Here is a 14,669-nt window from a genome sequence, read left to right as displayed (position 1 = left end):
TATTTTATTTAAAAATAAAACTTTTTACCAGATAGATTTTGAAGAAAGTAGGGTAAAAATCAAAGACGTTCACCCTACGCAAGCTAACTCAAGGTCGCTTTTATAAATATAAATGTATAAAAAATATTTGGAAGTTAACACAGAATCTAAAGCCAATATTACACTAACAATAAAAAATAAGTGGGCTAAAGCCCGCTTCTATTGATATAAAAACTAATCAATATTCAATAGGAACGGGCTTTAGCCCGTTTAATAATTAAATATAAATTCAAAATGGCTTTAGCCGAAACTTAAAAAAGGGTTCATTGTTTAAAAAACCTGTCAAATAAAGACAATTGCTCAGATAACGATCGGCTCCAGTATTCCGGAACGTGTCCGCCTAAAGATTCTGTGTAGAGATGCTGGATCTTCATTTCAGTCAGCTTTTTATGAAAATTCCGGTTCATAGTAATCATTTGAGTGTCTTCTGTACCACAGTCGAAAATATATTGCTGATCTACTCCGGCCATCAGTTTTATTTTGCTGTCGGTAAGGAAATTGGGATTGATGGATTCGAGCGGTCCTAAAACTTTATTCACCATATATTTCTGATATCCTTCCCCGAACGAGTTGAAATCCAGTGCTCCACATGAACTTCCCACGATTCCAAATGTCTTGTTGTACGTAATCCCGATGTTGGTTGCTCCATAGCCTCCCATACTCCATCCCAGAATTCCGCGGAATTTTTTCTCAGCTTTCACAGGATAGTTTTTATCAATGAATTCTACCAGCTCTTTTCCAATAAAGGTCTGATACTGGGAATCCTTAACCATCGGGCTGTCTACATACCATGAACTGTAGTTTCCATCTGGAAGTACATAAATGGTTTTAAATTGCTGAGCTTTTTTAACCAGATCAGGAATATCCTGTTTGATAATCCTGTCCGGATTACCGCTGAAGCCGTGAAGAATATAGACAGACGGATATCTGGTATTAGGTTGTAAATTGGGAGTAATGATCACTGTTTTGATTTTTTTATTCATTTTCGGACTGAAAATTTCCTGATGAATAATTTTTTGTGCTGATAACTGTACAAATGCTGTCAGTACAACTACAATGTTGATAAGCTTCTTCATGCTGAAAAATTTTTAATTAATCATAATCACTGGTATCATATTTCTTTAAACATATTGTGTACCAATGCATCTTTGACAGAGCAAAATTGCAGCATAAAAAAGAGAAAAGCCTCAACCTATGTTGAAGCTTTTGTTAATTCTTTTCATAAAATTAGATCAGTCAATGATTAATATTTCCAAAGCATTAATCCTGCCTGATAGCCTGTTCCCAGTGTCCATATAAGAATATAATCTCCTTTTTTCAATGATTTTACTTCTTTTTGATATTGGTCTAAAGCTAAAAATGGACTGGATGCTCCGGTATACCCAAGCTCTTTAGAGTAAAAAGGAATTTTTTCCTCCGGCAACTGAAAGTAATCGCGGATAATATTGATATTCTTGATAGAAAACTGTGAAAACAAAAACAAATCAATCTGTTCCAGACTTATCTGATTGCGCTTTAAGAACAGGGGGATATTTTCCAGTGCAAAATTGACACTTCCCATGCCGTCAAAAATACGATCCCAGGTTGTCAGATCGCCATGATCATGACGTGAATTTCCTTTAGGTGGGTAGAGTACGGTATTACAAAAACTGCTGTCTGTATGATATAATACATCTAATAACCCTGAGGTGTCGTCTCCATCATTTTCTACGATGAAGGCAAAAGCAGAATCTGAAAGACAAAAAGCGGTAATCGGGTTGTCAGGATCTAATATCCTTGAAAATTTTTCGGCACAAACTACCAAAGCTTTTGTTCCGGACCGGGTTCCTTTTAAATATTTTGATACCTGATCCAGCGCTATAAACGCTCCAATACAGTTGGCGTTCATATCATAACATAAGGTATCCGGTTTTCCGTTAAGCGCATGATGTATCTGGATGGCGTCACAGGGAATATGATGTTCGGGAGAGCTGCTTACAAAAATAATAATATCTATATCGAGGATAGAAATATTACTTCCTTTAAGAACTCCTCTTGCAGCTTCAATTCCCATAGAAAGTGTAGTTTCAAAGGAATTCTGTGGAACAATAAAGCGTTCTGCCCTGCCTAAGGCATTCTGGATTTTTTGCATTGAAATTTCCTGGTTTTCAAAATGTTCAATAACAGCTGTATTATTTTCTACAAAATCAGGATGATAGAAATACGTGTAGTGTAACTTCATGTCTGGTTAATATTTTAATTATATCTCTTATTTGTGATATAATGTAAATTTAACATAATGACATGATATATCCCAGAAACATGAAATAAATCACTTTATGGGTGATTATTAAAAATGGATGGTAAATTTAATCAGTGCTTATCTCCGCTAATTTCCTTTTTGATCCGGCTAAGCTGTGTAGGTGTTATGCCCAGATAAGAAGCGATGTGATGCTGTTTCAATCGGTTGTAAAGAGATGCATTATCAAGCAACTGCAAATACCGTTTTTTGGCTGTTTCGTATTTGAGGGAAACTTCCAGAGGTTCTTTTTTAACTACCCAGTTTTTTTCCAGATAATACATATGAAAAAGAGCAAGGTCATGGTGTTTTTCAAGCAATCCCCGATAGGCTTTTGCAGGATATTGTATTACAGCACAATCTTCAAGTGCAACGATATTAAAATCGCTGGGTTCGTTTTTAATAATGGCTGCTGTGGAAGCAACAAAGCTGTTTTCTTCAAAGAAAATTTTATAGATATTATTTCCCTGTTCATCTACTGTGTAATATCCTATTATTCCCGACTTTAGAAAGTAATAATATCTCGCCATAGAACCGGATTCCAGCAGAAGATCATTTTTGCGGTAATATTTTTCTGTACAGATATCCAGTAAATCTTTAATCGTTTCCTCAGATAAAGGATAATACTGATTAATATGTTTTACAAATTCTGAATGCTTCATTCTGGTATTTGGAAAGTATAAAGGATTGTATTACATAATCATCTGTGAAACCGTGTGTAATCAATGGTTACATACAATCTTTCTGTTTTGAAGAAAATTACTCCAATACTTTTTTCATCATCAGATCCATCTGTTCTTCTTCCCCAAGCCTGAAAATATGCTTATCAAACTCAACGAATCCGTTTTTTCTGTAAAATTGTAAAGCTCTCAGGTTTTTTTCCCAAACCCCAAGCCACAAATAAGATTTCTTAAGTTGCTCAGCTGTTTCCAAAGCCTTGTTATAAAGAAGCTGGCCCACTTTTTTACCGTGATGGCTTTTCTTTACATAGATTCTTTCAATTTCAAGGGCGGTATCATCCTGAAGTTCGGTCTGTGCCTCTCCGGAATTGACTTTCAGGTAACCAACCGGATTGTCTTCTTCCCAGGCAATATAGAAAAATGAATCAGGATTATTCAACTCTGACTTTATTTTTTTCGTATTAAAGCTTTCTTCCAGATACTTTTTCATAGCCTCTTCCGTATTATTTTCTGCAAAAGTTTCGGAAAACGTCTGTCTTCCTAAACTTTGTACAATTTCTACATCTTCGGCGGAGGCTTTATTAATGATAATTGAACTCATAATGATAAGAATAAATGTTATGAAAAAAGAATTTTTTTAAATGCTTCGGAAGCGAGATGTACCTGTACACTCCAGTCGTCAGCAGCATCGCTTCCTGCATCGTCAGAAATATATTTCAGGCATAAAAACGGAATGTTTTCCTGTTGGGCAATCAATGCCAGCGGATAGGCTTCCATGTCTACAATATTGTAATCTGTTTCGGAGTGGTTCATTTCAAAACTATCACCGCTACCACAGATTCCTTCTTTCAAAGTATCCATTTTCAGACCATATTCCAGTACAGGTGGTACTCCTGATAATGGAGTTTCATATAATTTAAAACCAAGTCCTCTTACATCCATATCCCGCTGGATGAATTTTGTGCAGCATACCACTTCTCCTTTGTGAAATCCTTTGCTTCCGGCAGAACCTAAATTCACGATCAGTTTAGGTTTTCTTATGTGAATTTCTTTGGTTAATTCAATCGCCGCATTTACTTTTCCGATGCCGGTAATCAATTTATTTTTATCGTCAAATACAGTTCCTGCTTCAGAATCTAATGCAAAAACAAAAAGGGTATCATCAATTGAATAATGACTTTCGTTGTTAATTTTTATCATTGAAAAATCAAATTTACACAGCTTTTATTACTGTATTACAAAGATACAAGACTCTGTTCAATTAAAAACCCCAAAATAATTTTATTTTGGGGTCCTCATATTTTAAATACTGCATCCATCAGCGTCGCATGCAGCGCCGCCGCCACCGGAAAGATCCTTAAACGGGCTCACCGTCTCTTTATAAGTCTGCTGGAGTGCATTTTCAAATACTTCTGCAGGCTGAGCTCCGGAAACAGCATATTTACCGTTCAGAATAAAGAAAGGAACCCCGGAAATGCCATTATTTCTTGCCTCCTGAATATCCTGATTCACTTCATCATCCAGTTGATCTGTCGTAATAGCCTGCAGTGCCTCTTCTCTGTCAATCCCTAAGCTTTCAGCAAGAGCTGTCAAAACTTCAGTATTTCCAACATTTTTGCCGTCAATAAAATGAGCGACAAATAATGCCTCTTCCATTTCATTGGATTTGTTGTGTTTTTTAGCCAGATGAAGCAATTTATGAGCGCTGAATGTATTGGTGATCAATGTTTTTCCGAAGTTGAAATCAATTCCGGCTCCTCTTCCCATTTGGGTAACCTGTCCCAGCATTTGAGCAGCCTGAGCTTCAGCAACTCCTTTTTTCTCTCTGAAATATTGAATGGTATCCTGAGTTTCTTTCGGATCTAAAGTTGGGTCCAGCTGAAAACTCTTCCACTCTACTTCTACTTCATCTTTAAAAGGAAGCTTATTCAAAGCCTGTTCAAAATTATTTTTTCCGATATAGCAAAACGGACACATTACGTCCGACCAGATTTCTATTTTCATTGTATTTAATTTTAAATCAAATTAATAGTACAAAGATAGGGTATTTTATTTAATGTAACAAAAATTATTACAGTTTAATCCTGACAGGTGGTAAGAACCTGGCTGCGTTTTTCTGATACTTCTTTTAGAATCATCATTAAAAATGCCAGCAGACCACAGATCAGACCTATCCAGGGAATATACTCCACTCCTTTCGTAATGATAATCCACCCTCCTATTGTGGTTCCCAGTGTTACTCCCAGATTTCCGAATGAGGTCGCCAGGCTGTTGGCAAATTCCAGGGAGTCAGGTACAGAAGAGATCATATAGGTAGATGCATTCAGGAAGCTTGGCGAATACAAAAATCCCCAGATTCCGATTACTGCAATAGTAGCGAATAAATTACCATCAGAAAAATATAAAAGAAAAGGCACTACAATAGTTCCGGAAAGGAAAAAAGCGGTTGTGCCCGCCACATTTCTGTTCAGCATTTTTCCGGCTACACCATTGGCAAATATTCCGATAATTCCAAATAACAGAAGCATATAGCTTACCATTGAAGTATCCATTCCTTTTGCTTTGTTCAGATAATCTGCAAAATAGCTATAGGTAGAAAACCATGCTGTAATCATGAAAAAATTAGTAAGAGTACTCAGGATAAATGGTGGCTGTTTCAATATTCTGATCTGATTTCCATAGGATTTTTTCTCTTTCACAGGCATCGGTGGGAGAAGAAAATAAATGGTACTCAAAGCAATCAAACTAACAAGCGTTTGTATCATGAATGAATATTCCCAGGACCAAAGCCCGGCAATCCATATGGCAAAAGGGACTGTAGTCACCATAGCAATGGCTACTCCGTTAAAAACAATTCCCATCAATTCGTTCTTTTTCCTGTGATCCGCCTGAGATACTGCTACCGATAATGCGGTCGCAATATAAACGGGCTGAAGAAAGGCGGGTAAAATTCTTACCAGCATCAACAGCCAGAAAGGAGGCGAAAAAGAAGATACAAATCCTGTAACCAGAAACATGAAAATGGCAGCGAGCATTATCTTTTTACGGTCAATACCTGAGGTTAGCAAAGTCATAAAAGGCCCCGTAAGAGCAATTACCAATGCAAAAGCACTTAGAAGATACCCTGCTTTGTCTATACTGATTTTATAATGTTCTGCAATTTGCGGAAGAATTCCGATGACACCAAATTCTGTTGTAATGACGGCTATAAATCCCAGACATCCAATGTATGCATATTTCTTCATGACACTTTATTCTCCAGATTTTAAGTTTTGATGGGCAAAAACGGCCATTTCATCTACAGCTGACTGTACTTCTTCCAACAGCTCTCCCATATGCATAAAACCATGCACCATATCTTTGTAAAGGCTTATTTTAAGGTCAACGCCTGCATTTTTCATATTTTCAGAAAGCTGTTTGCCATCATCCAGTAAAGGATCATGCTCCGCCAGAATGATTAAAGTGGATGGTGTTTGTTTAAAATCTTTAATCAAAACAGGAATGGCAAGAGGATTATTTTTTTCCTCTTCCGGAAGATAACCTGCCCAGGCCTCTATACCACCCTGTTTGGTAAGGACCGGACCGTTTTCATACGTTTTCCATGTATTTGAATTCAATTGATTATCTGCCGCAGGATAAATCAAGACCTGAAATTTCAACTGTTTCCCTAACTGGATGGAAACTGCTGTTGACAAAGCGCCACCTGCACTGTCTCCTATAATTCCTACTTTATCAGGATCAATTTCTAAAGATTCCGCATTTTCAAATATCCAGTTTACAGCACCGATACAATCATTTAAACCAGCAGGAAACGGATGTTCCGGAGCAAGACGGTAATCTATAAATATCACTACAGAGCCGGTTTTATTAGCCAGTTTACGGACTACAGCATCATGAGTCTCATATCCTCCTGCAATAAACCATCCTCCATGAATATAAATAATAGCCGATGACAATTGAGTATCTCTTCCATGAGGACGATAAATCCGGATAGGAATCTGATGGTTTTCCTGTTGAATACTGAGTTCTTCTATCATGGCAACTGATTCTTTTTTACCACTAAGCTGAAGAGACATGGTTTCAAGAAATTTTCTCGCACCATCTAAAGAATTCTGAGGATTGAAAGGTTGAATCGTTTCTAAATGATTTAAAATTTGTGTTATTTTAGAAGTAAGTTGCATTTTTTAATCTGATTTAAGTTGTTATTATTTCTGCTGAGGACATGAGCGCTATTATCCTTCTATCGCAGTATATTTTCTGTTTGGTGAACAAAATTAAATTTCAAACCTTACATTTGCATTGTATACAGCTAAATGTATGGTACTAACAAATTTGTAAGTAATGGGCAAGATAAAAGAAAATTCAACGAATAATATCAACAGACAGTATATACAGGAATGTGATCTGAGTTATGCAGTATGTAAAATCGGTGGGCGATGGAAACTGATAATTTTAAATAAATTAAAAGATGGGAAATTGCGTTTCAGTGAAATTAGAAACTCTATTTCAGGAATAACGGAAAGAATGCTTACCCTTCAGCTGAGAGAGCTTGAAAAAGAAAGCTTAGTAAAGAGAACAGTTCACGCAGAAGTTCCGCCAAGGGTAGATTATGAGCTTACAGCTATTGCCAGAGAGTTGATCCCGATCTGGAAACAGTTGGATGAATGGGGTGGAAAACACAGGCAAATGATGATGCTACAGGAAACAATTGAAGAGTAATAATTATAAAATCTGCAGATCCGGAAATTGAATAAACCTGAAAATAGAAGAAGCGGGATTTTATCTTTGATAAAATCCCGCTTCTTAAACGAATCATAAATATAAAAAATTACATTTCTGCGTTTGCTTTATTGACTTTTTTTGAAAACAAAATATGGGCAATCAAAGCCAGTACTCCAAATACAGTTCCTACAAGACATACGCCGGTCCATTGAGCCTTTTGCCAGGCAATAGAAGCCAGCCATGTTCCCAGTGATCCTCCAATGAAGTAAGAAACCATATACACTGTATTCAGTCTGTTAACTGCATTTGATCTGATAAGGAAATAATTTGTCTGGTTCATAATATGGCTTGACTGTACTCCCAGATCTACAAGAATTACACCTACAATCAGTCCCCAATAGGTTTCACCTGCAAAGTAGGTAAAGCCCCAGCTTCCGATGACAATCAGTAAAGAATACAAGATAATTCTGTTAATATCCAGATACTTTTGAAGTTTTCCCACCTTAGCAGCAGCTAAAGCTCCTACAGCCCCGGCTAATCCAAAGCTTCCCACGACAGAAGAACCTGCATTAAAAGGTGGTTTTTCCATATGAAAAACCAATGTGGTAAACAAAGCACACATAGAACCGAATGCCATTGCCCCACGGAATGATGCCAGCTGAAGAACAGGCTGTGTTCTTGCAAGATGAGCTACAGACTGCATCAGCTCTTTATAGCTACCTTTAAAATTGGGCGACATTTCCGGAAGCATTTTATAGACAGCTAACCAGACAATGATCATTAACCCTGCCGCAATTCCAAACATGGCTCTCCAGCCCCAGACTTCTCCTACAATTCCTCCCACAAAGCGGGACAGAAGAATCCCGAGTAATAATCCGGACATTACCAACCCGATGTTGGAGGATTTTTCTTTATCTGAAGAAAGCTCCGCTGCAATAGGAACAAATAATTGTGGAATAACTGAAGTTGTCCCGATCAGTAAGCTGGCTGCATACAACATCCATAATTGAGTAGCAAAAGTCATCCATAAAAGTGATCCGAAAACAAGAAACAAATCAATTAAAATGAGTTTCTTGCGGAAAAATTTGTCTCCCAACGGAACAATCAGCAAAAGCCCTAACGCATAACCGATCTGAGTCAGTACAGAAATTTTACCTGCTGCACTCTCAGAAACCTGCAGTTCCTCTGAAATAAGGGCCAGTAAAGGCTGATTATAATAATTGTTCGCCACCACGAGTCCGGAAATAACGGCCATAAGCCAGATAACAGTCCGGGAAATACCATTGGAAGAATTCTCCTGCATTACGTATAAAGTTTTTATTTGAATTGAAAGCAGTCTGAAAGCAGATAACGATGCATACTTTCAGATTTTTAAGAGATCAAAGATAACCATTAAAAAAGGAAATAATCTGCTCTTTTCTTTTACATTTTCACGAATGCTATGTGATTCTGAGATAAGTAGAATGATTTCAGCATTCTGCCTTTCTGATTGTTTTTATGGATAATATATATTGACGAAAAACTTTTTGAATCTTGGAAATAATAAGGAAATTTGCATCATGAAAATCATTCCACTTAAAGAAGGCAATTTTTCGGCAAGCAAAACCAAGGATTTTACGCTTTTAACAGAAGAAAATTTTGATAAGATTGGAGGAATCAAAATGTCGGTTCAACCGTTTCTTATCATCACTGAAAATGACCATATCCTTCTGGATGCCGGCATTGGCTGGAAAAACAGTACCGGAACAACTGTGGTTTCAGAAATTCTTGAAAAGGAAAACATCCGTCCTGAACAAGTCACCAGGTTATTGCTGTCTCATCTTCATAAAGATCATATTGAAGGAGCTGTGAAGTTCACGGAAAATGGTTTTGAGGCCGCTTTTCCAAATGCTCAGATTTACATACAGAAACGCGAACTGGATTTTGCAATGGAAAATAAAGGCAATCCGTCTTTTGATTTTGAGATCCTGGAAAAACTGATTCAGCTCCCGAATATCACGTGGATGAATGATGATAAAGGAGAGATCACAGATGAAATTTCCTATGAAGTTGCAGGCGGACACACACCGTTTATGCAGGTGTTCTGGATCAGAGAAAATGATGAAACTGTTTTCTATGGTGCTGATGACCTCCCGCAGGCTTCTTATTTAAAATATCATTTAGCGTACAAAAGTGATTTTGACGGTAGAAAGGCAATGGAATTACGGCTGAAATGGGAAAAAGAAGCAAGAGAAAACCGTTGGAAAATTCTTTTGTATCACGATTTGGATAAAACTATTGTAGAAGTTTAAACAAAAAATGGTTTAAATTTCATTAAACCATTTATAGATATCAAATTCCGAAGGAATATTCAGTTTTTTCCTGATCCTGTTTTTCCTGTTTTGTATCGCTTTTGGGGTTACAAAAATGCAGGTTGCAATTTCCTTTGTGGTCATATTGAGCTTAAGGTAAATGCAAAAGATCAATTCAGAATTTTTTAGTGCAGGCTGTATAGCAGATAACTTCTTAAAAAAATCGGGATAGACGAGTCTGAATTTATTCAGCAGTCGTGGAGAATTTGCTTTAGCAAGAGCCATAATTTCGTCTTGTACAAGAATCTTTTGATTCAAATCCTCTATGTTCGGTTCAGGTTTTTTATTTTTCATAATACTTTCTCATCTCTACTTATTTCAGATACGGCATCTTTTGCGCATATCAGTACAAAGTCTTTTTTCTCTTTTCTATCTGTATTTTGCTGATTTACTATTGGGAGCAGGTTGATTTTTATGTATTCAAAATTCTGATGCTTTTAATTAATATAATGTAATGTTTCATAGTATATAGGCTATATTTATTGAATAATCATGTTAAAAAATTCCACATGTGAATTTTATATCAATTTTACATTGGCAAAGAAAGAAAAAATGATTAAAATTTTATTAAAAGCGTGTACCACATAGATACCACGTTATTTTTTTAATAAAAATTTCCTAACAGCTTTTATCAGCCTGTTTCCCATTGTTTGCACTGTTACTTTTTAGTGGGTTGTAAATGTAATGGATTATCCAAGTTACTTTTTATGATCTGGATCAATATTTAAACAAAAGAATTACTCAGAAAAAAGTGACTATATGTGGTACATGAATGGTACCACATTGCATGGGAAATAAAGAAAATCACAGTTCCTTTATTATTATAAATTTTAAAACATTAAAAGTCTCTTAAAGAGTATTTAAAATTTTAGCTGAAAATAAATAAGAACTATGATCACTGAAAATTTGCTCATCTCATTTGGAGCCGAAATTAAAACCTATAAAGCAGAAGATATTATTTTCCGGGAAGAAGATTCGCCAATGTATTATTTCCAGATTGAAAAAGGAAAAGTTAAGCTTAATAATTATATGGAAGACGGGAAAGAGTTTATCCAGAATATATTATCAGACGGCCATAGCTTTGGAGAATCCTTACTTTTTGTAGACCGGCCCTACCCGATGAATGCCATTGCAATGGAAGACTCCGGTATTTTCATCATGCCAAGACAGAACTTTCTGAAGCTGATCCAGGATAATCCCGAAATTTCATTAAATATCTATCAGTGCCTTGCAGAAAGAATGTATTATAAATATATCATGCTCTATAACCTTTCTTTTCAAAATCCGGTTTCCAGGCTAAAACTACTGATGGATTATCTGAAAAGTTATCATGATGATAAAAAGCCTTATTCTTTCCAGATTCCTCTTACCCGGCAGCAGCTTGCCTCATTGACAGGATTACGTGTGGAAACTGTTATACGGACCATAAAACAGATGGAAAAGAATCAGATCTTGAAAATAGAACGCGGGAAGATTTATTATTAAAAACAAAAGCCGGTTTTAAGCCCAGCTTTTGTTTTTATGTCTTATTCCTGATCCAGTTCTTTCTGGAACTCTTCCAGGTATCTTGCTATATGAATACCGTCTGCCAAACCATGATGTGCTTCAACAGACACCGGTAGATATTTTCTGCCTCCACGGATATTGAATCTTCCAAAAGCGATTTTTGGAACTGATTCTGTTGTATTAAAATCTGTAGGATGCAATATCGCACTGAATGAATTCCATGGAATAGTAGTATGTCTGATGTGATCTTTTCCCAGTCTTCCGTTGCTTAATCTCAAACCTGTGGTTTCATGGACTCCTTTTATTTCCTCCTGTAGCGCTGCATTGAATGTTTCAAAATCTTCTGAGAAAGGAGTGAATGAAAAACCGAAAGTACCATCCGGTCTTCCGATCGTACTGCCGGCATGAACGGTGTCAAACTGTATCACCTGCCCATCAATAATTCTGAGTTTCAGCTCATCTACTCTATTAACGGCCACCATAGATTTGTGAAAATAATAGGCAAAAAATGAATACCCTTTTTCTTTGGCGGTATCATAAGCTTTTGTGCAGTCCACCTCCGTTGTAAATCCAAAATAAGGGCTTGCCATATTAGAAAAGAATTCAAAATGTTCTTTTCTGTTCCAGTTGTCTATATCTACGATCTTCATTAATTCTTATTTGCTGCAAATTTCTGAAAGTTTATCCGGTTTTAAAAGCTTATGGATAAAAATATAATTAAAACTTAATTGGGTAAAGGGATTGTTTGGTCGATATTTTGCTGCAAAACAAACGTATTTTATATACTCATTGATCTCCTTTCAGAGGACTCTTCTTCAATCAGGATATTAAGACTTACTCAATAAAAAATAGAAAACATACTATGGAAAAAATCGGATTCATCGGATTAGGAAATATGGGGCATCCTATGGCAAAGAATATTGAAAAAGCAGGATTGCCGCTTTCAGTGTATAACAGATCTTCTGAAAAAGCCAAAGATTTTGAGGAAAAATCTATAGTCTGCACCCAGATTAAAGACCTTGTTCAAAACAGTGATATTATATTCACAATGCTAACCAACGACACTGCTGTAAAAGCAGTATACGAAGAAATTCTTCCACTAAATATTCAAGGGAAACTCTTTGTAGATATGAGTACGATCTCACCCGAAGCGTCTGCAGCAACATCTGCTGGTGTGAAAATAAAAGAGGCCTCCTTTATTGATGCACCTGTAGCAGGAAGCACCCAGCCGGCAAAGGAAGGAACCCTGATCATTATGGCAGGAGGTGAAGAAAAAGACCTTCAACGGGCTATACCCTACCTTTTGAAAATGGGAAAATCTGTAAAACATTTAGGTGAAAACGGAAAAGGTATTGCAGGAAAATTATCTGTCAATTATTTTCTGTCTGCCATTTATCAGGGGCTTGCAGAAACAGTTTTATTGGCCGGAAAGCTGGGGATTGAAAGATCAGACATGCTGGAAATAATCAACGAAAGTGCGAGCGGAAGCGGGGCAACCAAAGTAAAAACACCTATGCTGACTGCCGATCAGTACGCTCCGGCATTTGCCCTTGACCTGATGCTGAAAGATATCCTTCTTGCCAAAAATGCAGGTGCCGATTATCCTCTGTCTGAGGCTCTGGTTCAAACCTATCAGAATGCACATGATAAAGGATTCGGTCAGGATGACGTTATAGGAATCATCAATTATTTGAAAACAATACAATAATATGGAAATCATGAATTATAAAGGAAACCATTGGTCTGCAAGGAAAGTGGATCATATTTACATCGTTAGTATTGAAAATCAGTCCAATATTGTAGAAACTTTAACCGACTTTATTCAGAATCAGAATATCCGGGCGGGAGAAGTAACAGGAATAGGAGCTGTGAGTGAAGCCACTCTCCGTTTCTTTAATCCGGCCACCAAAAAATATGTGGACAGGACCTTCAAAGAACAGATGGAAGTCGTCAATATTTCCGGAAATGTTTCTGAAATAGAAGGAAAACAAACCCCGCACCTTCACATTACGCTCGGAAGACAAGATTACACAGCTTTGGCCGGACACCTTCTGGAGGCAAAAATTCAGGGTGCCGGAGAATTTATTTTTTACCCTTTGGCAACGAGAGTTGTAAAAATTAAAAATGAAGAAACAGGAATCAACTTTTATGATTTTGAAAAATAATCCGGTTCCTGTGTAGTATTTTTAATCAAATATTTATTGAATGTTTTATTCGTTACATAAAGCTAAATACAAAGACACAAGAGTATTTCCTGTGTCTTTGCATTTACGGCAAACCAGCAATGCTTAAAGCTCCGTAGTCGTTACTCCGAATTTCTTTTTAAAAGAAGAATAAAAATGAGATAAATTCTCAAAGCCCAGATCAAGATAAATATCTGAAGGCTTTTTATCCTGAGTTTTAATCAAATAATAGGCTTCCTTCAGTCTTTTTTCTTTCAGCCACTGTTTGGGAGCCATTTTAAATATTTTACTGAAATCCCTTTTAAATCCGGAAAGACTGCGTCCCGTAAGCCTTGCAAAAGCATCTACGGAAACATTGAACATATAGTTTTTGTTCATAAACTCTGCAAGATCAATCTTATGAGGCCCGGAAAAATCAAAAAGAAGATTTTTAAAATCCGGATTGCTCAGCAAAAGTAACTCTATGGCTTCTTTCACTTTTAAGGCCGCTAACTTCGGAGGAATTTCCTTTGTTTTATTGATGTAAGGAATAAGAGAAGCAAAATAACTCCCAAAGAAATCATCAGGCTCAAAAAACAACCGCTGATTACCCGGAAAAGGTGTATTTGCTGCGATTCTGTTCTCCGTGGCATACTGTCTTAATGTTTCATCATCAATCGTAATAGAAATAAACTGATACTTTTCGTTAGCGGAAGGATATTTGATCGTTCTGATCAGTTGATTTTTCCTCACCAGAACTACTGTATTTTCTTTGATCACCGTTTTCCCCTGTTCATGAAAAGCATGCGTTTCTCCTGAAATCTGAAAACCCAGAAAATAATCAGGAATAAACTCTTCATGACCTCTGTAAGATTCAAAGGCGCATGAATAAACCAGTTTATCAAATATGATTTCAGAAGTATTTTCCATG

Annotated in this window: 17 protein-coding genes; 5 read left to right on the top strand and 12 right to left on the bottom strand. The window is 36.6% G+C overall.

Annotated features, from left to right (window positions below):
- Nucleotides 1–302: 302 nt before the first annotated feature.
- The 8 genes from DEU40_RS05520 to DEU40_RS05485 form a co-directional block, all read right to left on the bottom strand.
- Complete coding sequence (locus DEU40_RS05520) at nt 303–1,115, bottom strand: alpha/beta hydrolase (RefSeq protein WP_110008899.1); 813 nt, start codon at nt 1,113–1,115, stop codon at nt 303–305.
- 167 nt (nt 1,116–1,282) lie between these two features.
- Nucleotides 1,283–2,260: a 3-oxoacyl-[acyl-carrier-protein] synthase III C-terminal domain-containing protein gene (locus DEU40_RS05515; protein WP_110008898.1), complete on the bottom strand. Its 978-nt coding sequence runs from the start codon at nt 2,258–2,260 to the stop codon at nt 1,283–1,285.
- A 131-nt stretch (nt 2,261–2,391) separates the two neighbouring features.
- Nucleotides 2,392–2,979, bottom strand: a complete 588-nt coding sequence (locus DEU40_RS05510; protein WP_110008897.1) for a Crp/Fnr family transcriptional regulator — start codon at nt 2,977–2,979, stop codon at nt 2,392–2,394.
- A gap of 97 nt (nt 2,980–3,076) precedes the next feature.
- Nucleotides 3,077–3,598, bottom strand: a complete 522-nt coding sequence (locus DEU40_RS05505) for a GNAT family N-acetyltransferase (RefSeq protein ID WP_110008896.1) — start codon at nt 3,596–3,598, stop codon at nt 3,077–3,079.
- A 17-nt stretch (nt 3,599–3,615) separates the two neighbouring features.
- Nucleotides 3,616–4,197 carry a nucleosidase gene (locus DEU40_RS05500; RefSeq protein WP_110008895.1) on the bottom strand — a complete coding sequence of 194 codons (582 nt, stop codon included), beginning with the start codon at nt 4,195–4,197 and terminating at the stop codon, nt 3,616–3,618.
- 102 nt (nt 4,198–4,299) lie between these two features.
- Nucleotides 4,300–5,001: a DsbA family oxidoreductase gene (locus DEU40_RS05495; RefSeq protein ID WP_110008894.1), complete on the bottom strand. Its 702-nt coding sequence runs from the start codon at nt 4,999–5,001 to the stop codon at nt 4,300–4,302.
- A 74-nt stretch (nt 5,002–5,075) separates the two neighbouring features.
- A complete protein-coding gene (locus tag DEU40_RS05490) occupies nt 5,076–6,242 on the bottom strand; it encodes an MFS transporter (RefSeq protein WP_110008893.1) in 1,167 nt (388 codons plus the stop codon).
- A gap of 6 nt (nt 6,243–6,248) precedes the next feature.
- Nucleotides 6,249–7,178, bottom strand: coding sequence for an alpha/beta hydrolase (locus DEU40_RS05485; RefSeq protein ID WP_110008892.1), 930 nt, complete (start codon nt 7,176–7,178; stop codon nt 6,249–6,251).
- A gap of 160 nt (nt 7,179–7,338) precedes the next feature.
- On the opposite strand from DEU40_RS05485, the gene DEU40_RS05480 reads away from it, so the two are divergent.
- On the top strand, nt 7,339–7,716 hold the full coding sequence (locus tag DEU40_RS05480) for a winged helix-turn-helix transcriptional regulator (RefSeq protein WP_110008891.1): 378 nt from the start codon (nt 7,339–7,341) through the stop codon (nt 7,714–7,716).
- Between the two features lie 109 nt (nt 7,717–7,825).
- On the opposite strand, the gene DEU40_RS05475 is transcribed toward DEU40_RS05480, so the two are convergent.
- Complete coding sequence (locus tag DEU40_RS05475; protein WP_110008890.1) at nt 7,826–9,022, bottom strand: MFS transporter; 1,197 nt, start codon at nt 9,020–9,022, stop codon at nt 7,826–7,828.
- Nucleotides 9,023–9,278: 256 nt separating this feature from the next.
- On the opposite strand from DEU40_RS05475, the gene DEU40_RS05470 reads away from it, so the two are divergent.
- Nucleotides 9,279–10,010, top strand: coding sequence for an MBL fold metallo-hydrolase (locus DEU40_RS05470; protein ID WP_110008889.1), 732 nt, complete (start codon nt 9,279–9,281; stop codon nt 10,008–10,010).
- Between the two features lie 12 nt (nt 10,011–10,022).
- On the opposite strand, the gene DEU40_RS05465 is transcribed toward DEU40_RS05470, so the two are convergent.
- Nucleotides 10,023–10,364, bottom strand: coding sequence for a helix-turn-helix transcriptional regulator (locus tag DEU40_RS05465; RefSeq protein WP_110008888.1), 342 nt, complete (start codon nt 10,362–10,364; stop codon nt 10,023–10,025).
- Nucleotides 10,365–10,961: 597 nt separating this feature from the next.
- Between DEU40_RS05465 and DEU40_RS05460 the strand changes: the two genes are divergently transcribed.
- A complete protein-coding gene (locus tag DEU40_RS05460; protein ID WP_110008887.1) occupies nt 10,962–11,555 on the top strand; it encodes a Crp/Fnr family transcriptional regulator in 594 nt (197 codons plus the stop codon).
- Nucleotides 11,556–11,596: 41 nt separating this feature from the next.
- Here DEU40_RS05460 and DEU40_RS05455 read toward each other — a convergent pair whose 3' ends face one another.
- A complete protein-coding gene (locus DEU40_RS05455; RefSeq protein ID WP_110008886.1) occupies nt 11,597–12,226 on the bottom strand; it encodes a chloramphenicol acetyltransferase in 630 nt (209 codons plus the stop codon).
- Nucleotides 12,227–12,438: 212 nt separating this feature from the next.
- Here DEU40_RS05455 and DEU40_RS05450 point away from each other — a divergent pair, with 212 nt between their 5' ends.
- Together DEU40_RS05450 and DEU40_RS05445 are read left to right on the top strand one after the other, a co-directional pair.
- Nucleotides 12,439–13,284: an NAD(P)-dependent oxidoreductase gene (locus DEU40_RS05450; RefSeq protein ID WP_110008885.1), complete on the top strand. Its 846-nt coding sequence runs from the start codon at nt 12,439–12,441 to the stop codon at nt 13,282–13,284.
- 10 nt (nt 13,285–13,294) lie between these two features.
- On the top strand, nt 13,295–13,741 hold the full coding sequence (locus tag DEU40_RS05445; RefSeq protein ID WP_110008914.1) for a PPC domain-containing DNA-binding protein: 447 nt from the start codon (nt 13,295–13,297) through the stop codon (nt 13,739–13,741).
- A 123-nt stretch (nt 13,742–13,864) separates the two neighbouring features.
- On the opposite strand, the gene DEU40_RS05440 is transcribed toward DEU40_RS05445, so the two are convergent.
- Nucleotides 13,865–14,668, bottom strand: a complete 804-nt coding sequence (locus tag DEU40_RS05440) for a helix-turn-helix domain-containing protein (RefSeq protein WP_110008884.1) — start codon at nt 14,666–14,668, stop codon at nt 13,865–13,867.
- Between the last annotated feature and the right edge of the window lies 1 nt (nt 14,669).

Origin of the sequence: Chryseobacterium sp. AG844, assembly GCF_003182335.1 — a bacterium.
Classification (GTDB): Bacteria; Bacteroidota; Bacteroidia; order Flavobacteriales; family Weeksellaceae; genus Chryseobacterium; species Chryseobacterium cupriresistens.
This window is presented reverse-complemented; position numbering and strand designations above follow the sequence as displayed.

Excerpts from the sequence above, each read along its gene's own strand:
- DEU40_RS05445 (WP_110008914.1), top strand. The coding sequence starts at position 13,295 with ATGAATTATAAAGGAAACCATTGGTCTGCAAGGAAAGTGGATCATATT.
- DEU40_RS05515 (WP_110008898.1), bottom strand. The coding sequence starts at position 2,260 with ATGAAGTTACACTACACGTATTTCTATCATCCTGATTTTGTAGAAAAT.
- DEU40_RS05500 (WP_110008895.1), bottom strand. The coding sequence starts at position 4,197 with ATGATAAAAATTAACAACGAAAGTCATTATTCAATTGATGATACCCTT.
- DEU40_RS05450 (WP_110008885.1), top strand. The coding sequence starts at position 12,439 with ATGGAAAAAATCGGATTCATCGGATTAGGAAATATGGGGCATCCTATG.
- DEU40_RS05475 (WP_110008890.1), bottom strand. The coding sequence starts at position 9,022 with ATGCAGGAGAATTCTTCCAATGGTATTTCCCGGACTGTTATCTGGCTT.
- DEU40_RS05470 (WP_110008889.1), top strand. The coding sequence starts at position 9,279 with ATGAAAATCATTCCACTTAAAGAAGGCAATTTTTCGGCAAGCAAAACC.
- DEU40_RS05485 (WP_110008892.1), bottom strand. The coding sequence starts at position 7,178 with ATGCAACTTACTTCTAAAATAACACAAATTTTAAATCATTTAGAAACG.
- DEU40_RS05455 (WP_110008886.1), bottom strand. The coding sequence starts at position 12,226 with ATGAAGATCGTAGATATAGACAACTGGAACAGAAAAGAACATTTTGAA.
- DEU40_RS05460 (WP_110008887.1), top strand. The coding sequence starts at position 10,962 with ATGATCACTGAAAATTTGCTCATCTCATTTGGAGCCGAAATTAAAACC.
- DEU40_RS05480 (WP_110008891.1), top strand. The coding sequence starts at position 7,339 with ATGGGCAAGATAAAAGAAAATTCAACGAATAATATCAACAGACAGTAT.
- DEU40_RS05520 (WP_110008899.1), bottom strand. The coding sequence starts at position 1,115 with ATGAAGAAGCTTATCAACATTGTAGTTGTACTGACAGCATTTGTACAG.
- DEU40_RS05495 (WP_110008894.1), bottom strand. The coding sequence starts at position 5,001 with ATGAAAATAGAAATCTGGTCGGACGTAATGTGTCCGTTTTGCTATATC.
- DEU40_RS05510 (WP_110008897.1), bottom strand. The coding sequence starts at position 2,979 with ATGAAGCATTCAGAATTTGTAAAACATATTAATCAGTATTATCCTTTA.
- DEU40_RS05505 (WP_110008896.1), bottom strand. The coding sequence starts at position 3,598 with ATGAGTTCAATTATCATTAATAAAGCCTCCGCCGAAGATGTAGAAATT.
- DEU40_RS05440 (WP_110008884.1), bottom strand. The coding sequence starts at position 14,668 with ATGGAAAATACTTCTGAAATCATATTTGATAAACTGGTTTATTCATGC.
- DEU40_RS05465 (WP_110008888.1), bottom strand. The coding sequence starts at position 10,364 with ATGAAAAATAAAAAACCTGAACCGAACATAGAGGATTTGAATCAAAAG.
- DEU40_RS05490 (WP_110008893.1), bottom strand. The coding sequence starts at position 6,242 with ATGAAGAAATATGCATACATTGGATGTCTGGGATTTATAGCCGTCATT.